This window comes from Pseudomonas sp. 9_2_1 (genome assembly GCF_059295275.1).
On the sequence record NZ_CM181239.1, the window covers coordinates 5,435,739 to 5,449,851 of the forward strand.

13 protein-coding genes and 1 pseudogene are annotated in these 14,113 nt (G+C 64.2%); 4 read left to right on the forward strand and 10 right to left on the reverse strand.

The window, feature by feature from the left end; all coding sequences use genetic code 11:
* Positions 1-360: 360 nt before the first annotated feature.
* Together gudD and AC5O5I_RS24685 are read right to left on the reverse strand one after the other, a co-directional pair.
* Complete coding sequence (gudD, locus tag AC5O5I_RS24680; protein WP_172219863.1) at positions 361-1,707, reverse strand: glucarate dehydratase; 1,347 nt, start codon at positions 1,705-1,707, stop codon at positions 361-363.
* Between the two features lie 19 nt (positions 1,708-1,726).
* Positions 1,727-3,079 carry an MFS transporter gene (locus AC5O5I_RS24685; protein WP_494511721.1) on the reverse strand — a complete coding sequence of 451 codons (1,353 nt, stop codon included), beginning with the start codon at positions 3,077-3,079 and terminating at the stop codon, positions 1,727-1,729.
* A gap of 260 nt (positions 3,080-3,339) precedes the next feature.
* On the opposite strand from AC5O5I_RS24685, the gene AC5O5I_RS24690 reads away from it, so the two are divergent.
* Complete coding sequence (locus tag AC5O5I_RS24690) at positions 3,340-4,041, forward strand: FadR/GntR family transcriptional regulator (RefSeq protein WP_172285978.1); 702 nt, start codon at positions 3,340-3,342, stop codon at positions 4,039-4,041.
* Positions 4,042-4,138: 97 nt separating this feature from the next.
* On the opposite strand, the gene AC5O5I_RS24695 is transcribed toward AC5O5I_RS24690, so the two are convergent.
* The 4 genes from AC5O5I_RS24695 to AC5O5I_RS24710 form a co-directional block, all read right to left on the reverse strand.
* Positions 4,139-5,149 carry a zinc-dependent alcohol dehydrogenase family protein gene (locus tag AC5O5I_RS24695; RefSeq protein WP_172219872.1) on the reverse strand — a complete coding sequence of 337 codons (1,011 nt, stop codon included), beginning with the start codon at positions 5,147-5,149 and terminating at the stop codon, positions 4,139-4,141.
* 70 nt (positions 5,150-5,219) lie between these two features.
* Positions 5,220-5,810, reverse strand: a complete 591-nt coding sequence (locus AC5O5I_RS24700) for an HAD family hydrolase (protein WP_172219875.1) — start codon at positions 5,808-5,810, stop codon at positions 5,220-5,222.
* Positions 5,807-6,676, reverse strand: a complete 870-nt coding sequence (tesB, locus tag AC5O5I_RS24705) for an acyl-CoA thioesterase II (protein ID WP_172219878.1) — start codon at positions 6,674-6,676, stop codon at positions 5,807-5,809. Before tesB ends, AC5O5I_RS24700 begins: the two co-directional genes overlap by 4 nt.
* Positions 6,677-6,771: 95 nt before the next feature.
* Positions 6,772-7,341 (reverse strand): GNAT family N-acetyltransferase, encoded by a 570-nt coding sequence (locus tag AC5O5I_RS24710; protein WP_172219881.1) that lies wholly within the window; start codon positions 7,339-7,341, stop codon positions 6,772-6,774.
* A gap of 179 nt (positions 7,342-7,520) precedes the next feature.
* Here AC5O5I_RS24710 and pmrG point away from each other — a divergent pair, with 179 nt between their 5' ends.
* The 3 genes from pmrG (at position 7,521) to AC5O5I_RS24725 (ending at position 10,550) form a co-directional block, all read left to right on the forward strand.
* A complete protein-coding gene (gene pmrG / locus AC5O5I_RS24715; protein WP_172219884.1) occupies positions 7,521-8,207 on the forward strand; it encodes a lipopolysaccharide core heptose(II)-phosphate phosphatase PmrG in 687 nt (228 codons plus the stop codon).
* Positions 8,208-8,245: 38 nt separating this feature from the next.
* Positions 8,246-9,160: a histone deacetylase family protein gene (locus tag AC5O5I_RS24720; RefSeq protein ID WP_172219887.1), complete on the forward strand. Its 915-nt coding sequence runs from the start codon at positions 8,246-8,248 to the stop codon at positions 9,158-9,160.
* 148 nt (positions 9,161-9,308) lie between these two features.
* A complete protein-coding gene (locus tag AC5O5I_RS24725) occupies positions 9,309-10,550 on the forward strand; it encodes a TIGR03862 family flavoprotein (RefSeq protein ID WP_172219890.1) in 1,242 nt (413 codons plus the stop codon).
* A gap of 35 nt (positions 10,551-10,585) precedes the next feature.
* Here AC5O5I_RS24725 and rhlE1 read toward each other — a convergent pair whose 3' ends face one another.
* The 4 genes and pseudogenes from rhlE1 to AC5O5I_RS24745 form a co-directional block, all read right to left on the reverse strand.
* The gene (rhlE1, locus tag AC5O5I_RS24730) at positions 10,586-11,908 is read right to left on the reverse strand and encodes an RNA helicase RhlE1 (protein WP_172219893.1); all 1,323 of its coding nucleotides are present in this window, start codon (positions 11,906-11,908) and stop codon (positions 10,586-10,588) included.
* A gap of 55 nt (positions 11,909-11,963) precedes the next feature.
* Positions 11,964-12,885, reverse strand: a pseudogene (gene yedA, locus AC5O5I_RS24735) (drug/metabolite exporter YedA).
* A 104-nt stretch (positions 12,886-12,989) separates the two neighbouring features.
* Positions 12,990-13,595: a 3'-5' exonuclease gene (locus tag AC5O5I_RS24740; protein ID WP_172285970.1), complete on the reverse strand. Its 606-nt coding sequence runs from the start codon at positions 13,593-13,595 to the stop codon at positions 12,990-12,992.
* A gap of 9 nt (positions 13,596-13,604) precedes the next feature.
* The gene (locus AC5O5I_RS24745) at positions 13,605-14,084 is read right to left on the reverse strand and encodes a LabA-like NYN domain-containing protein (RefSeq protein ID WP_172219902.1); all 480 of its coding nucleotides are present in this window, start codon (positions 14,082-14,084) and stop codon (positions 13,605-13,607) included.
* Positions 14,085-14,113: the final 29 nt, after the last annotated feature.

Sequence of the window (14,113 nt, forward strand, 5' to 3'; positions counted from 1 at the left end):
CAGGTTGCTCGGGTTCTGTTGATGTTCTTTGGTGTGCGTCACAGAGCAACGTGCCAGTGCGGTTCGGGGTTCATTTAAGCTCCGCAGGGCTGTGGGAAATTACACGAGAACGCCCCGGAACTGTTCGATCACGACAGGGCCTTTCCATTCACGCCAGATGTCGCGAATGGCATGTCCGATTGCGCCACCGGGTCATCTGGCGCTTTTGTTTTTCATTTGAATGTGTGTTGCCTGCCCTGGCCCTATCGCCGGCAAGCCAGCTCCACCTCGACCGCATCGATTTGATGCCATGCGCACTCTTGGTCGGATACAAAAAAGCCCCGGTCTCCCAGGGCCTCCTTGCAACACCTCGATGCTGGCTCACCTGACCATGCAAGGCCGCTTGTTGTCGAAACTCCACCCCGAAATCAGGAACTGCATCGCCACACTGTCATCCCGCGCTCCCAGGCCCATATTGCGGTAGCACTCATGGGCCTTGGCCAGCTGGTCTTCATCCAGCTCCACCCCCAACCCCGGCCGCGCCGGCACCCCCACGTGCCCGTCGACGATGCGCAGTGGCTCCCGGGTCAGGCGCTGGCCGTCCTGCCAGATCCAGTGCGTATCGATCGCGGTGATCTCGCCCGGCGCCGCAGCCGCCACCTGGGTAAACATCGCCAGCGAGATGTCGAAGTGGTTATTCGAGTGCGACCCCCAGGTCAGCCCCCAGTCATTGCACATCTGCGCCACCCGTACCGACCCCTGCAGGGTCCAGAAATGCGGGTCGGCCAGCGGGATGTCCACCGACTGCAGCTGGATGGCATGGCCCATTTGCCGCCAGTCGGTGGCGATCATGTTGGTAGCCGTGGGCAAACCCGTAGCGCGACGGAATTCGGCCATCACCTCGCGGCCCGAGTAGCCGTTCTCGGCGCCGCACGGGTCTTCGGCATAGGCCAGCACATCGTGTTTGTCGCGGCACAGGGCGATGGCTTCCTTGAGTGACCAGGCACCGTTGGGGTCCAGGGTGATGCGCGCTTCGGGGAAGCGTTCGGCCAGCGCCGTCACCGCTTCCATTTCTTCTTCACCTCGCAGCACGCCGCCCTTGAGCTTGAAGTCGCTGAAGCCATAACGCTGCTTGGCCGCTTCGGCCAGGCGCACAACCGCCTCCGGGGTCAGGGCCTGTTCGTGGCGCAGACGGAACCAGTCGTCATCGGCATCAGCTTCGTTGCGGTAGGCAAGGTCGGTCTGCTGGCGGTCACCGATATAGAACAGGTAGCCGAGCATCTTCACCGCATCCCGTTGCTGCCCCTCACCCAGCAGTGCCGCCATGGGCACATTCAGGTGCTGGCCGAGCAGGTCGAGCAGCGCCGATTCGACAGCCGTCACCGCATGCACGGTGATACGCAGGTCGAAGGTCTGCAGGCCACGCCCGGCGCTGTCGCGGTTGGCGAAGGTCTGGCGCATGGCATTGAGCACGCGCTGGTAATGACCGATCGGCTGGCCGACCACCAGGCTGCGGGCGTCTTCCAGGGTCTGGCGAATGTTCTCGCCACCAGGCACTTCGCCCAGGCCGGTATTGCCGGCGCTGTCGCGCAGCACCACCACATTGCGGGTGAAGTACGGGCCATGGGCGCCACTGAGGTTGAGCAGCATGCTGTCGTGGCCGGCCACGGGGATGACGCGCAGGTCGGTGACCACGGGGGTGCTGGTGTGCAAGGTCTGCATGTTCATGATTGTTGTCTCGCAGTCGTCAGTGGGTCTGGCCCAGGGCCGAAGGGGCCTTGAGTGGATCGGCAGGCACGCCCTTTGGGCGCGTGCGCACGAAGAAGATGGCGATGGCCGCCAGCACCGAGGTCACCGCCAGGCCGTACAGGCCGCCCTGGATCGACCCGGTCTGCTGCTCCAGCAGGCCGAAGGTGGTGGGGGCAACGAAACCGCCAAGGTTGCCGACCGAGTTGATCAGCGCGATTACTGCCGCGGCGATGCGCGCATCCAGGTAGCCCTGCGGGATTGGCCAGAAGAGTGACGACGCCGACTTGAAGCCGATGGCGGCGAAGCACACGGCAACGAAGGCGAACACCGGCCCACCGGTGGTGGACATGAACATGCCAATGGCAGCGATCAGCAGCGCACCCGCGACCCAGGCCTGCTGGAACTTCCAGCGTGCAGACCCTGCGGCGAAGGCATACATGGCCAGGATCGAGATCAGCCACGGGATCGAGTTGAAGAACCCTACCTGCAGGTCGTTGAGGTCGCCCATGCGCTTGATGATGCTGGGCAGCCAGAAGGTCGCGGCGTAGATGGTCAGCTGGATGCAGAAGTAGATCAGGCAGAACAGCACGATCTGGCGGTCCTTGAGCAGGCTCCAGGACGACACCTTTACCGCGCCGACGGCTTCGCGCTCACGCTGCTCGCGGTCGATGGTATCGGCCAGCGCGTCCTGCTCGGCCTTGCTCAGCCACTTGGCGTCGTGGGGCTTGGAGTCGAGCCAGAAGAACACGAAGAAGCACAGCGTCACCGAAGCCATGCCTTCGATGAACAACATCCACTGCCAGCCATGCAGGCCCAGGCCCTGGATCTGCATCAGCGCCCCGGCCAGCGGCCCGGAAATCAGCGAGGCCAGTGCCGAACCGCTGAGGAAGATGGCAATCGCCTTGCCCCGCTCGGCCGCCGGCAGCCAGCGGGTGAAGTAGTAGATCACCCCGGGGAAGAAGCCCGCTTCGGCGACACCCAGCAAAAAGCGCAGCACGTAGAACTGGGTTTCGGTCTGCACAAAGGCCATGGCCGTGGCCACCAGCCCCCAGGTGAACATGATGCGGGTCAGCCACAGGCGTGCACCGACCTTTTGCAGCAGCATGTTCGACGGCACTTCGAACAGTGCGTAGCCGATGAAGAACAAGCCGGCGCCAAAGCCGAAGGCAGCGGCGCTGATGCCCAGGTCGCTTTCCAGGTGCGGGCGGACGAAGCCGATGTTGACACGATCGAGGTAGTTGACGATGAACATGATGACGAACAGCGGCAGGACGTGGCGCTTGACCTTGGCCACGGCACTGGCCAGCGCGTCGCCTTCAGCCCGTGCAGACGGAGCGAGGGTGTCGTTCACTTACGAATCTCCCACTAATTGTTTTTGTGCGGGTCGAGGTTGTCTGACATGACAGTGGGGTGGAGCATATGCGCAGGGAAGTTGTACGACAAGATGGCGATTAGCGCTTAAAACCCAAAATACAAGCTGTCACAATGCTAACTTGCTTCGATCATGCGGTAACAGCTCATGGATCAGCGAAGCCTGATTACCGAAAAACCGACAAAAAATATTTTTATCGATTAACTTGTCGTACAAGCACAACAAGAACGGACCGCCACATGGAAACCACACCCGTCCATAAACGCGGCCACAGCCGCGCCCATGACCTGGTCTCGAGCCTGACTCAACAGATTTTGCTCGGCACCTTCAAGCCTGGTGACAAGCTGCCTTCGGAGAACACCTTGGTGCGCGAGCATGGGGTAAGCCGCACGGTGGTTCGCGAAGCCTTGTCGAAGCTGCAGGCCTCGGGGCTGGTGGAGCCACGCCACGGTATCGGTACCTTCGTGATGGAGCGCCAGCCACAGGCTGGCCTGCGCATCGCCGCGGAAAGTGCGGCCAATGTGCGCGACCTGCTGGAACTGCGCATTGGCCTGGAAGGCCAGGCCGCCGCCCTGGCTGCGCAGCGCCGTGATGAAGGGCAACTGGCACGCATGCGCCAGGCGCTGGATGACTACCAGGACCTGGCCGCCGCGGGCGACAGTTGCATCGAGGCCGACCGGCGTTTTCACCTGTTGATCGCCGAGGCCACCGGCAATCTGTATTTCACCGAAATGCTGCTGCAACTGGGCAATGGCTTGATCCCGCGCAACCGCATGGCCCAGGCTGAGCGTGCAGGGTCCAGGCTGGCGCGGCAGGCGTACCTGGCCAACCTGGAGCATGAGGCAATCCTCAATGCCATTCGCCGGCAAGACCCGGATGCAGCGCGCGCGGCGGTGTGCCTGCACCTGTCCAACAGCCGCGATCGGCTGCTGCCGGAATAGGCGCCGTCACACTACCCCGCATGCACCTGCTGGCGTACCGCATCCTCGGCGAATGGATTGGCTTGCAGGGCGACTGTTACATCCAGCCGCCCGCACTTCACCAGGTCAGGCAGATCTTGCCGAAGTGGCGGTTGCTCTCCTGGTAGCGGAACGCCTCGACGATCTGCTCCAGCTCGAAATGCTTGTCCACCACTGGCCGCAAGCCGTTGGCATCGATCGCCCGCACCATCGCCTGCTGCTGCGCGCGGCTGCCCACCAGCACGCCTTGCAGGCGAATCTGCCGCACCAGCGCCTGCACCAGCGGCAATTGCCCGGCCACACCGGTGAGAATGCCGATCAGCGACACATGCCCGCCAATGCGCGCGGCAATCATCGATTGTTCCAGCGTCGCCGGTCCGCCCACTTCGATGACATGGTCGACACCGCGGTTGTCGGTCAGCTCGCGCACTTTCTCACCCCAGGCCGGGGTGCTCTTGTAATTGATCAGGTGATCGGCCCCCAGGGCTTTCAGGCGCTCGAGCTTGGCGTCGCTGGACGAGGTGGCGATGACCGTGGCGCCGGCCAGCTTGGCGAACTGCAGGGCAAAGATCGACACCCCGCCAGTGCCCTGCACCAGTACCGTGTCACCCGGTTTGAGGTGATCGTCGCTCATCAGCGCACGCCAGGCGGTAAGCCCGGCAGTGGTCAGGGTAGCGGCTTCGGCGTGGCTGAAACCCTTGGGCGCCAAAGTGAACGAGGTGGCGCGGGCGGTGACCTGCTCGCGGGCGTAACCATCGAGGCCATCACCGGGCACCCTGGCAAAGCCTTCGACATTGGCCTGGCCGTCCAGCCAGTCGGGGAAGAAGGTGCTGACCACGCTGTCGCCTACCTGGAACTCGGTGACGCCGGCACCCACCGCAAGCACTTCACCGGCGCCATCGGCCATGGGAATGCGCCGCTCGCTCGGGCCCCACATGCCACTGACCACCGCGAAGTCGTGGTAGTTGAGGGAGCTGGCGTGCAGGCGCACGGTGATCTCGCCGGCCTGTGGTGCAGCGGCTTCGCTGGTGCCGACCTCGACCTTGTCGTAGCCGCCGCCGGGTTGTACGTAGATGGCCTTGCTGGTCATGGGTGGGTCTCCGTTTCAGGGAAAAGAATGGGGTTCAGCATAGACAGGGCCCGCATTGCCAACACAAAGATCAGCCCAGCATCACCTTCAATGCCCGGCAATCGGCCGCATGCCAATCCACCAGCTCCGGCCAGGGATTGTCCGGCAGGTTCACCAGTACCGTACGCGCCCCCGCCGCCCGACCGCAGTCCAGGTCGAAGCGGTAATCGCCGACCATCACCAGCTCGCTCGGCGCCACGCCCCAGGCGCTGGCGATCTTCAGCAGCCCATCAGGGCTTGGCTTGGGCGCAGCTTCGTCCCGCCCGAGCACATGCTCGACGGCAAAACAGTCCGCCAGGCCGATCGCCTCCAGCGTCACATGCGCCAGCTCCCGCGCATTGCGGGTGAGGATACCCAGCCGGCAACCGCGCCCGGCCAGCTCGCGCACCAGCTCCACCGCCCCGCTGGCTGCCGTCGAGGTAATGGCCAGGTCGCGCTCGTGCTCCAGCAACCAGGCATGCTTGGCCGCCGCCTCCGCTGCCGGCAACGCCGCCAGGTGGGTCAAAATATCGTCTTCAGGCGGAATCTCCAGTGCCTCGCGGATCGCGGCAAAATCGTGCACTGCCACAGTCAGGGTGCCGTCCATGTCGAACACCCAGTTGCGGATCTCGGCCAGGTTCATGCCCAGTCCTTGCGGTGGCGAATCAGGCCTTCCTGGCACGACGACGCCACCAGTTGCCCGGCCTGGTTGTAAATGCTGCCACGGCAGAAACCGCGAGAGTTGCCGGCCCATGGGCTGTCGGTGGCATACAGCAGCCACTCGTCTGCGCGCAGGTTGCCGTGGAACCACAGCGAATGGTCGAGGCTGGCGATCTGCATGTCGCGCTGCCACACCGACTTGCCATGCGGCAGCAACGCCGTGGTCAGCAGGCCGAAGTCAGAGGCGTAGGCCAGCAGGTATTTATGCAAAGCTGGCACGTCGGGCAGCTTGCCGTCGGCGCGGAACCAGGCGTACTTCACCGGGTCGCCGGGCTTGGGGTTGAACGGGTCACGCTCGGTGACCGGGCGGATCTCGATCGGCTTGGCGCACAGCACCTTGTCGCGAATTCGCTCGGGAAGCTGATCGGCCATGGCGCGGGCCAGCTCCACTTCGGTGGGCAGGTTTTCCGGGCCGACCACATCAGGCATCTGTGCCTGGTGCTCGAAGCCTTCTTCGTCGTACTGGAACGACGCGCTGCAGGTGAAGATGGTATGGCCCTTCTGGATCGCAGTCACCCGCCGGGTGCTGAAGCTGCCGCCATCGCGCACGCGGTCCACCGAATACACCACCGGCAGGCTGGCATCGCCCGGGCGCAGGAAGTAGCCGTGCAACGAATGCACATGGCGTGCGTCTTCGACCGTCTGACTGGCCGCCGACAATGACTGGCCCAGCACCTGCCCACCGTACAACTGGCGGAAGCCCAGGTCCTGGCTGCGTCCGCGGAACAGGTTCTCCTCGATGGACTCGAGGCTCAACAGGTCGACCAGGTCGTCCAACACATGACTCATCGGGGCTTCTCCTAGCAAGGCAACACATCTCTACAGCGCTGTTATGAGGGCAAATGATACAGGGTTTGTCATTCGCGCCGGGCATGGCCGTGTATTCAGGCGCGCAGGGTGCGCTCCCAGTGCGCGCGGTCGATGCGGTACAGCACATGCGGGCGCAGCGGGTGCCCGACGGGCAGGCGGGGGTGCTCGAAACTGCCGTGCACGTCCTGCTGCATGCCAATGGCCTGCATCACCTTTTGCGACGGCAGGTTGCTCTCGCTAGTGAACGACACCACTTCCTCCAGGCGCAATTGGGCGAACGCACAACGCAGGCAGGTCCACGCCGCTTCGCTGGCAAAGCCCTGGCCCCAGTGGCGCCGCGCCAAGCGCCAACCGATCTCCACGGCTGGCGCGAAGCTGGCGTCAAAATTGACGTTGAGCAACCCGGTCATGCCGATGAACGCACCGGTGTCCTGGCGTTCGAGCGCCCACAGGCCAAAACCGTATTCGTTGAAATGCCCGCGCACGCGGCCGATCAGCGCGGCAGCCTCCAGGCGCGTCAGTGGGGCGGGGAAATAACGCATCACCTGCGGGTCGGCACACAGCGCGGCGAACTCGCCCAGGTCGTCGTCGCGCCATTGGCGCAGCACCAGCCGTGCGCTTTGCAGTTCATGAATGGGGGTCATCGGGCCTGCTCCGGTTTTGCCGCCTTGCAGTTTACAGCGTAGGCGCGGGTGCGGGTTTCACCCAGCTGCAGCAACCGAATGCAATTTTCACAAGCCCTTCACCGGTCCCCGACAGCCCGCTCGGCAACATGCTCGCCACCACTGCCGCGCCAGGCGCGGCCATGTCTATGGAGCAACGCATGTTATCGAGCAATACCCTGGGGCACCCTGCCATCCACGCCCGGCGCAAGCGCCGCCTGGGCCGCAAGGCCCTCGGTGCCGCCCTTGGCCTGTGCATGGTCGTGGCGGCGTTGACCACCTGGCTGGCGACGAGGACGCACATCGTGGACCTTGGCAACGATCAACAACTGAGTGACAGCGGATTGCTGCAGGACTGGGTCGAGGGGGCGGTGATCGTGATGATCCGCCACGCCGAACGCTGCGACAGCGCCCCCGGCCCCTGCCTGGACGACCCCACCGGCATCACCGTGGCCGGTAGCCAGGCCGCCGGCCGGGTCGGCCAAGGGCTGCACCAGCTGGGCCTGAACAACGCCGATCTGCTCAGCAGCCCGAAACTGCGCACCCGGCAAACCGCGCACTTCATCCTTGGCCAGGCAGTGGCCAGCGAAGACTGGCTGGAAGGGTGCGACAATCGGTTTGCCAGTGAAGCCCTGGCCCGCAAGCGCCCGGGGCATAACCTGGTACTGGTGACGCATAACGGTTGCATCGATCACTTCGCCCGCCAGCAGAACGTTGCAGGCGGTGAGCGTGAAAGCGGTTACGCCAGCGCATTGTTCGTTTCGGTGGATGGCAATGGCAAGGCACGCATCCTCGGGCGCCTGAACGAACCGGACTGGCAACGAGTATTGGCGAGCGCAGGGCGATAACTGGCAAGATCAGCACTGGCCCTGATTGCGAATGCCCCATGCCGTTGCCGCTGATCTACCACGAAGACTACAGCCCGGAGTTCCCCGCCGAACACCGCTTTCCGATGGACAAGTTCCGCCTGCTTCACGACCACCTGGTCGACAGCGGGCTGACCACCGACCAGGCGCTTTTGCGTCCGGATATCTGCCCCAACGATATCCTCGCCCTGGCCCATGACCGCGGCTACATCGAGCGTTACATGAACGGCGAGCTGTCACGCGAGGACCAGCGCCGCCTGGGCCTGCCCTGGAGCGAGGCCCTGGCCCGGCGTACCGTACGCGCAGTCGGTGGCTCGCTGCTAAGCGCCGAGATGGCACTGCAGCACGGCATCGCTTGCCACCTGGCCGGCGGCACCCACCACGCCCATTACGACCACCCGGCAGGCTTCTGCATCTTCAACGACCTGGCAGTGATCAGCCGCTACCTGCTGGAAGCTGGCCGGGTGCATCGCGTGCTGATCTTCGACTGCGACGTCCACCAGGGCGATGGCACCGCGCGCATCCTGCACGACACACCAGAGGCCATCACCGTATCGCTGCATTGTGAGCAGAACTTCCCGGCGCGCAAGGCGCAAAGCGACTGGGACATCCCGCTGCCCCGTGGCATGGGTGATACCGCCTACCTGAAGGTGGTCGACGACGCGCTCAACTACCTGCTGCCCCTGTATCAACCCGACCTGGTGTTGTATGACGCCGGCGTGGATGTGCACAAGGACGACGCCCTCGGCTACCTGCAATTGACCGACGTCGGTGTTGCCGCGCGGGACGAGGCGGTGCTGCGCCACTGCCTGGGCCGCGACATCCCGGTGGTGGGCGTGATCGGCGGTGGCTACAGCAAAGACCGCGCGGCCTTGGCCAAACGCCACGGCATCCTCCATCACAGCGCAGCACGTGTCATGGGTTGTTCACAATGACTGTGGAACCGCCTGTGGATAACCTGCTGGAAAGCGGCTGTGAGCCATGGCCCGTAAGGCTTGCATAGAACTGATCATTTTTTGACCAGTGCTTCCGTTGGCAGCCCTGCGTTAGAATGCGCATCTTTTCCACAGCCCGCCGCCCGCCATGTCCGATCTGAAGCCCACCTTCCCTCCCCTCGCAGTCGTCATTGGTGGCGGCCCCGCCGGCCTGATGGCCGCTGAAGCCATGGCCCAAGCGGGCCTGGCGGTCGAGGTGTTCGACGCCATGCCTTCGGTGGGGCGCAAGTTCCTGCTGGCCGGGGTCGGTGGCATGAACATCACCCATTCCGAGCCCTACCCGGCATTCGTGTCCCGCTATGCAGAGCGCCAGGGCGAGATCGCTGCGCTGCTGCGCGACTTCGACGCCGACGCTTTGCGCCAGTGGATTCATGGCCTGGGCATTGAAACCTTCGTCGGCAGCTCGGGCCGGGTGTTCCCCACCGACATGAAAGCGGCACCCCTGCTACGCGCCTGGCTCAAGCGGCTGCGCGACAGTGGGGTAGTTATCCACACCCGCCACCGCTGGCTGGGCTGGGACGCCGAGGGCGCCTTGCGAATCGCTTATCCACAGGGTGAGCGGTTACTGAATGCTGCGGTCGTGGTATTGGCGTTGGGCGGCGGCAGCTGGGCGCGCCTGGGCTCTGACGGCAGCTGGCAGCCGCTGCTGGCCGAACGGGCTGTGGATATCTCGGCCTTGCAACCGAGCAACTGCGGCTTCGAAGTCGAAGGCTGGAGCGCGCTGCTCAAGGACAAGTTTGCCGGGGCGCCCTTGAAGAACATCGCCCTTGGGGTAGCGGGCAGCGCGCCGCGCAAAGGTGAGTTCATTCTCACTGCCCAAGGCATCGAGGGCAGCCTGGTGTACGCCTGGTCGGCGCCAGTGCGCGAGGCCATCAACCGCGAAGGCCGTGGGGTGCTGTTGCTCGACCTGCTACCGGACAAGCCTGTGGACAAAGTTGCCCAGGCACTCGCCAGACCGCGAGGCTCGCGCTCCATGGCCAAGCACTTGCACAGCCAGCTGGGCATCGACGGGGTGAAGGCGGCGCTGCTGCGGGAACTGACCGATCAGGCGACGTTTGCCGACCCCGAAGCATTGGCGCGGGCGATCAAGGCGTTGCCGATCACGCTGGTGCGGGCACGACCGCTGGATGAAGCGATCAGTAGCGCGGGCGGGGTGCGTTTCGAGGGGCTGGATGAGGGGTTGATGATAAAGGCCCTGCCGGGGGTGTTCTGCGCCGGCGAAATGCTGGACTGGGAGGCGCCGACTGGCGGGTATCTGCTGACCGCATGTTTTGCCAGTGGGCTGCGCGCCGGGCGAGCGGCAGCGGATTGGGTAATGCGGATTAACTGAAAGATTGCCGGGGCTGCTTTGCAGCCCCAGAATTTTCAAGGCTTACGCTTGCGTGGCCCACCATTGAAGCTAGGCACCTTGCGCACAGCCTTCACCGCCGGCTCCGGCTCGCCACTGTCCATCCAGCGCCCCAACCCCCGCTTGGCGCTGTTTTCCTTTGGCTTCTTGGGCTTCTTCGGCTTCTTGACCACCTGGCCACTGGCGTCGGTCATCGGCACCCGGTGTTCGGGGATGAAATCAGGCTCTTCATGGCGCGCCAGGGTCTGCCGGGTGAGCACTTCGATGGCCGACAGCATCTGCACTTCATCGGCACACACCAGCGATATCGCCTCGCCCTTGTTACCCGCCCGCCCAGTACGCCCGATGCGGTGCACGTAGTCCTCGGCAACAATCGGCAGGTCAAGGTTGACGACCAGCGGCAGGTCGTCGATATCCAGGCCACGGGCCGCCACATCTGTAGCGACCAGCACCTGCACTTCACGGGCCTTGAAGGTGTCCAGGGCGCGCTGGCGGGTGGCCTGAGGGCGGTCGCCGTGGATGCCGTCGGCATTCACCCCTTCGGCCAGCAAGCGCTCCACCAGCTGGTCGACGCCGTTGCGGGTCTTGGCAAACACCAGCACCTGGGTCCAGCGCTGCTTGCGCAGCAGGTGGCAGAACAGGTCGGCCTTGCGCTTTTTATCCACAGGCACCAGCCACTGCTTGACGCTGGCGGCCGCGGCGTTGCGCGGGCTGACTTCGATGCTCAGCGGGTCATTCAGGGCCAGCCCCGCCAGCATGCGGATCTGCTCGGAAAAGGTAGCGGAGAACAGCAGCGTCTGACGCTTGCGTGGCAGTGCGGCGTACACCGACTGCAGCTCTTCGGCAAAGCCCAGGTCGAGCATGCGGTCGGCTTCGTCCAGCACCAGGGTCTGCACCTGGTTGAACTTCACCGCGTTCTGCCGGAACAGGTCGAGCAAGCGACCTGGGGTGGCCACCAGCAGGTCGACACCGCGGCGCAGGCGCATCATCTGCGGGTTGATGCTGACCCCGCCATACACCGCATAAGTGCTCAGCGGCAGGTTTTCAGCGTACTCGCGCACGTTGTTGTGCACCTGTTCGGCCAGCTCACGGGTGGGCACCAGCACCAGCGCGCGGATCGAGTTGGCGGCCACCTTCTCGCCCTCCAGTGCCAGACGTTGCAGCACAGGCAGGGCAAAACCTGCGGTTTTGCCGGTGCCGGTCTGGGCTGCGGCCATCAGGTCGCGGCCGGCCAGCACGGCGGGGATGGCCTTGGCCTGCACCGGGGTCGGGGTGGTGTAGTCCAGCTGCTGCAGGGTGCGCAGCAGCGGTTCGATCAGGCCGAGTTTGGCGAAATTCATGGCAATACCGTCAGGGGGTTCAGCGAAGGCGGCAAGTTTACCGCATCGCCCCTGCCTACTTGCAGATTTCACCTTTCAACGGTTGCGCCGGCGCAGGTGCCTTGCGCCACTGCGGCAGGCCGATCAGCACCACCGCGCCGATGATCACCGCCATGGCCACGCACTCTTCGGCGCCAATCTGTTCACCGGCAAAGACGATGCCCAGCAACACCGCTACCGCCGGGTTGACGTAGGCATAGCTGGTGGCGGCCGCCGGGCGAACATGCTTGAGCAGGTACATGTAGGCACTGAACGCCAGGATCGAGCCGAACAACACCAGGTACGCCAGCGCTCCCCAGCCGGCGGCTGTCGGCATCTGCGTCATGCGCTCGCCAGAACAGCACACTGCCCAGCAACAGCACGGCACCACCGACCAGCATTTCCGCGGCGCTGGCCATCGGGCCCTGCGGCAGTGGCAGCGATTTGCTCCACACCGAACCAAACGCCCAGGAGGCGGCGGCGAAAATGATCAATGCTGCACCAATCGGGCTGGCCTGCAGGTTGGAGCCCAGGTTGAGCATGCCGATGCCCACCAGCCCAAGGGCAATCCCCGCCCACTCCAACCTGGAATTACGGTGCCCGAACAACAGGCCGAACAGCAAGGTGAACAGGGGCACCGTCGCCACCGCCAATGCTGCCACGCCCGAAGCCACGCCGGCATGTTCGGCCACGGTCACACCGCCGTTGCCGCAACTCAGCAGCAGAAAGCCGATCGCCCCCGCCGCTCGCCATTGCGGCCACGTCGGCGCTGGTACCCCGCGCCAGCGCAGGAAGCCATACAGCAGGCCACCGGCAATCAGGAAGCGCACCCCGGCCATCAGCATCGGCGGCCAGCTCTCGACACCAATGCGAATGAACAGGTAGGTGGAGCCCCAAACCAGATACAGGGCAAGAAAGGCACCAATGAGCAACAACGGGAAGCGACGGGAGGCAGGCATGGGAAAACTCGAAATCCGTTTACGGGTGATTCAGTTTAAGGGCCTGCCAAGGCAAAGATAAGTTACAAAATGGCTTGAAATGGGCGGCACACTTTTGCGCCGCTCTAACAATATTTCGCCAACGCCTCGCGAACCTTCGCCGCAGGTGTTTTCTGCAAGCGGCACAGCATATCGTGCGAAAGTTGCTGCACCCCATGGTTCTGGCGCAATACGCCAGCCAGATGCTGCAGCAGGTTGGCCGCCATCTCGGCATCAGCCATGGCACGGTGCGCGGCACCGGTATCCGGCAGCCCGGCCCAGCGGGTCAGAGTGCCCAGCTTGTGGTTCGGTGCCGCCGGCAACAAGCGTCGCGACAACAACAGCGAACAGGCGAATGACTGGCTGCGGCTGCGGCCGATACGGCCAAGTTCGTAGTCCCAGAACTTCTGGTCGAAGGCAGCGTTATGCGCCAGCAGTGGCGTGCCACCGACGAATTCGGCCACTTCGTTCATCACCTTGTCCACCGGTGGCGCACTGCGCAGCATGGCGGTGGTGATGCCAGTCAGCCCGGCGACGAACGCCGGCACCGGCACGCCGGCGTTCATCAGGCTCTGGTAGCGCTCGACGATACGCCCGCGCTCCAGCATCACGACCGCCACCTCGGTGGCGCGGCAGCCGGCGCTGGGGGTGATGCCAGTGGTTTCAAAGTCGATGACAGCAATACGTTCCATGAACAGACCTTAGTGTTTGAGCAACAGCGTACCCTCGATAGGTACATAGCGGGTGGCGGCACGGATCAACGACAGCGCGGTAAGCCCAGGCACGCCATACACCACCGCCTCGGTGCCATGGCGCTGGATCACCCGTTCCAGCAACAGGTCAAAATCGCCGTCCCCCGAGGCCAGCACGACCTGGTCGACCCGGCTTGCCGCGTCAATCACATCCAGGGTGATGCCAACGTCCCAGTCACCTTTGGCCGACCCATCGCTGCGCTGGATGAACGGCTTCAGCCGCACCTCGAACCCGAGGTTGCGCAGAATCTGCTGGAATTGCTGCTGCTTGCTGTCACCGCGATCAATGGCGTAGGCCACGGCCTCGACGATCTGGCCTTCGCGGCTGACATCGGCCCACAGGGCGGTGTAGTTGAAATGGCAACCGTGCGCCTGGCGCACGGTGTAGTAGAGGTTCTGCACATCGGCGAACAGCGCGATCTTTTTCACCTGGGAACCTCATGTCTGGCCTGGGATAC

What these genes read in the sequence shown, in the direction of transcription:
- gudD (WP_172219863.1), bottom strand. Translation starts at nt 1,707, where the DNA reads ATGAACATGCAGACCTTGCACACCAGCACCCCCGTGGTCACCGACCTG.
- AC5O5I_RS24690 (WP_172285978.1), top strand. Translation starts at nt 3,340, where the DNA reads ATGGAAACCACACCCGTCCATAAACGCGGCCACAGCCGCGCCCATGAC.
- AC5O5I_RS24695 (WP_172219872.1), bottom strand. Translation starts at nt 5,149, where the DNA reads ATGACCAGCAAGGCCATCTACGTACAACCCGGCGGCGGCTACGACAAG.
- AC5O5I_RS24700 (WP_172219875.1), bottom strand. Translation starts at nt 5,810, where the DNA reads ATGAACCTGGCCGAGATCCGCAACTGGGTGTTCGACATGGACGGCACC.
- tesB (WP_172219878.1), bottom strand. Translation starts at nt 6,676, where the DNA reads ATGAGTCATGTGTTGGACGACCTGGTCGACCTGTTGAGCCTCGAGTCC.
- AC5O5I_RS24710 (WP_172219881.1), bottom strand. Translation starts at nt 7,341, where the DNA reads ATGACCCCCATTCATGAACTGCAAAGCGCACGGCTGGTGCTGCGCCAA.
- pmrG (WP_172219884.1), top strand. Translation starts at nt 7,521, where the DNA reads ATGTTATCGAGCAATACCCTGGGGCACCCTGCCATCCACGCCCGGCGC.
- AC5O5I_RS24720 (WP_172219887.1), top strand. Translation starts at nt 8,246, where the DNA reads ATGCCGTTGCCGCTGATCTACCACGAAGACTACAGCCCGGAGTTCCCC.
- AC5O5I_RS24725 (WP_172219890.1), top strand. Translation starts at nt 9,309, where the DNA reads ATGTCCGATCTGAAGCCCACCTTCCCTCCCCTCGCAGTCGTCATTGGT.
- rhlE1 (WP_172219893.1), bottom strand. Translation starts at nt 11,908, where the DNA reads ATGAATTTCGCCAAACTCGGCCTGATCGAACCGCTGCTGCGCACCCTG.
- AC5O5I_RS24740 (WP_172285970.1), bottom strand. Translation starts at nt 13,595, where the DNA reads ATGGAACGTATTGCTGTCATCGACTTTGAAACCACTGGCATCACCCCC.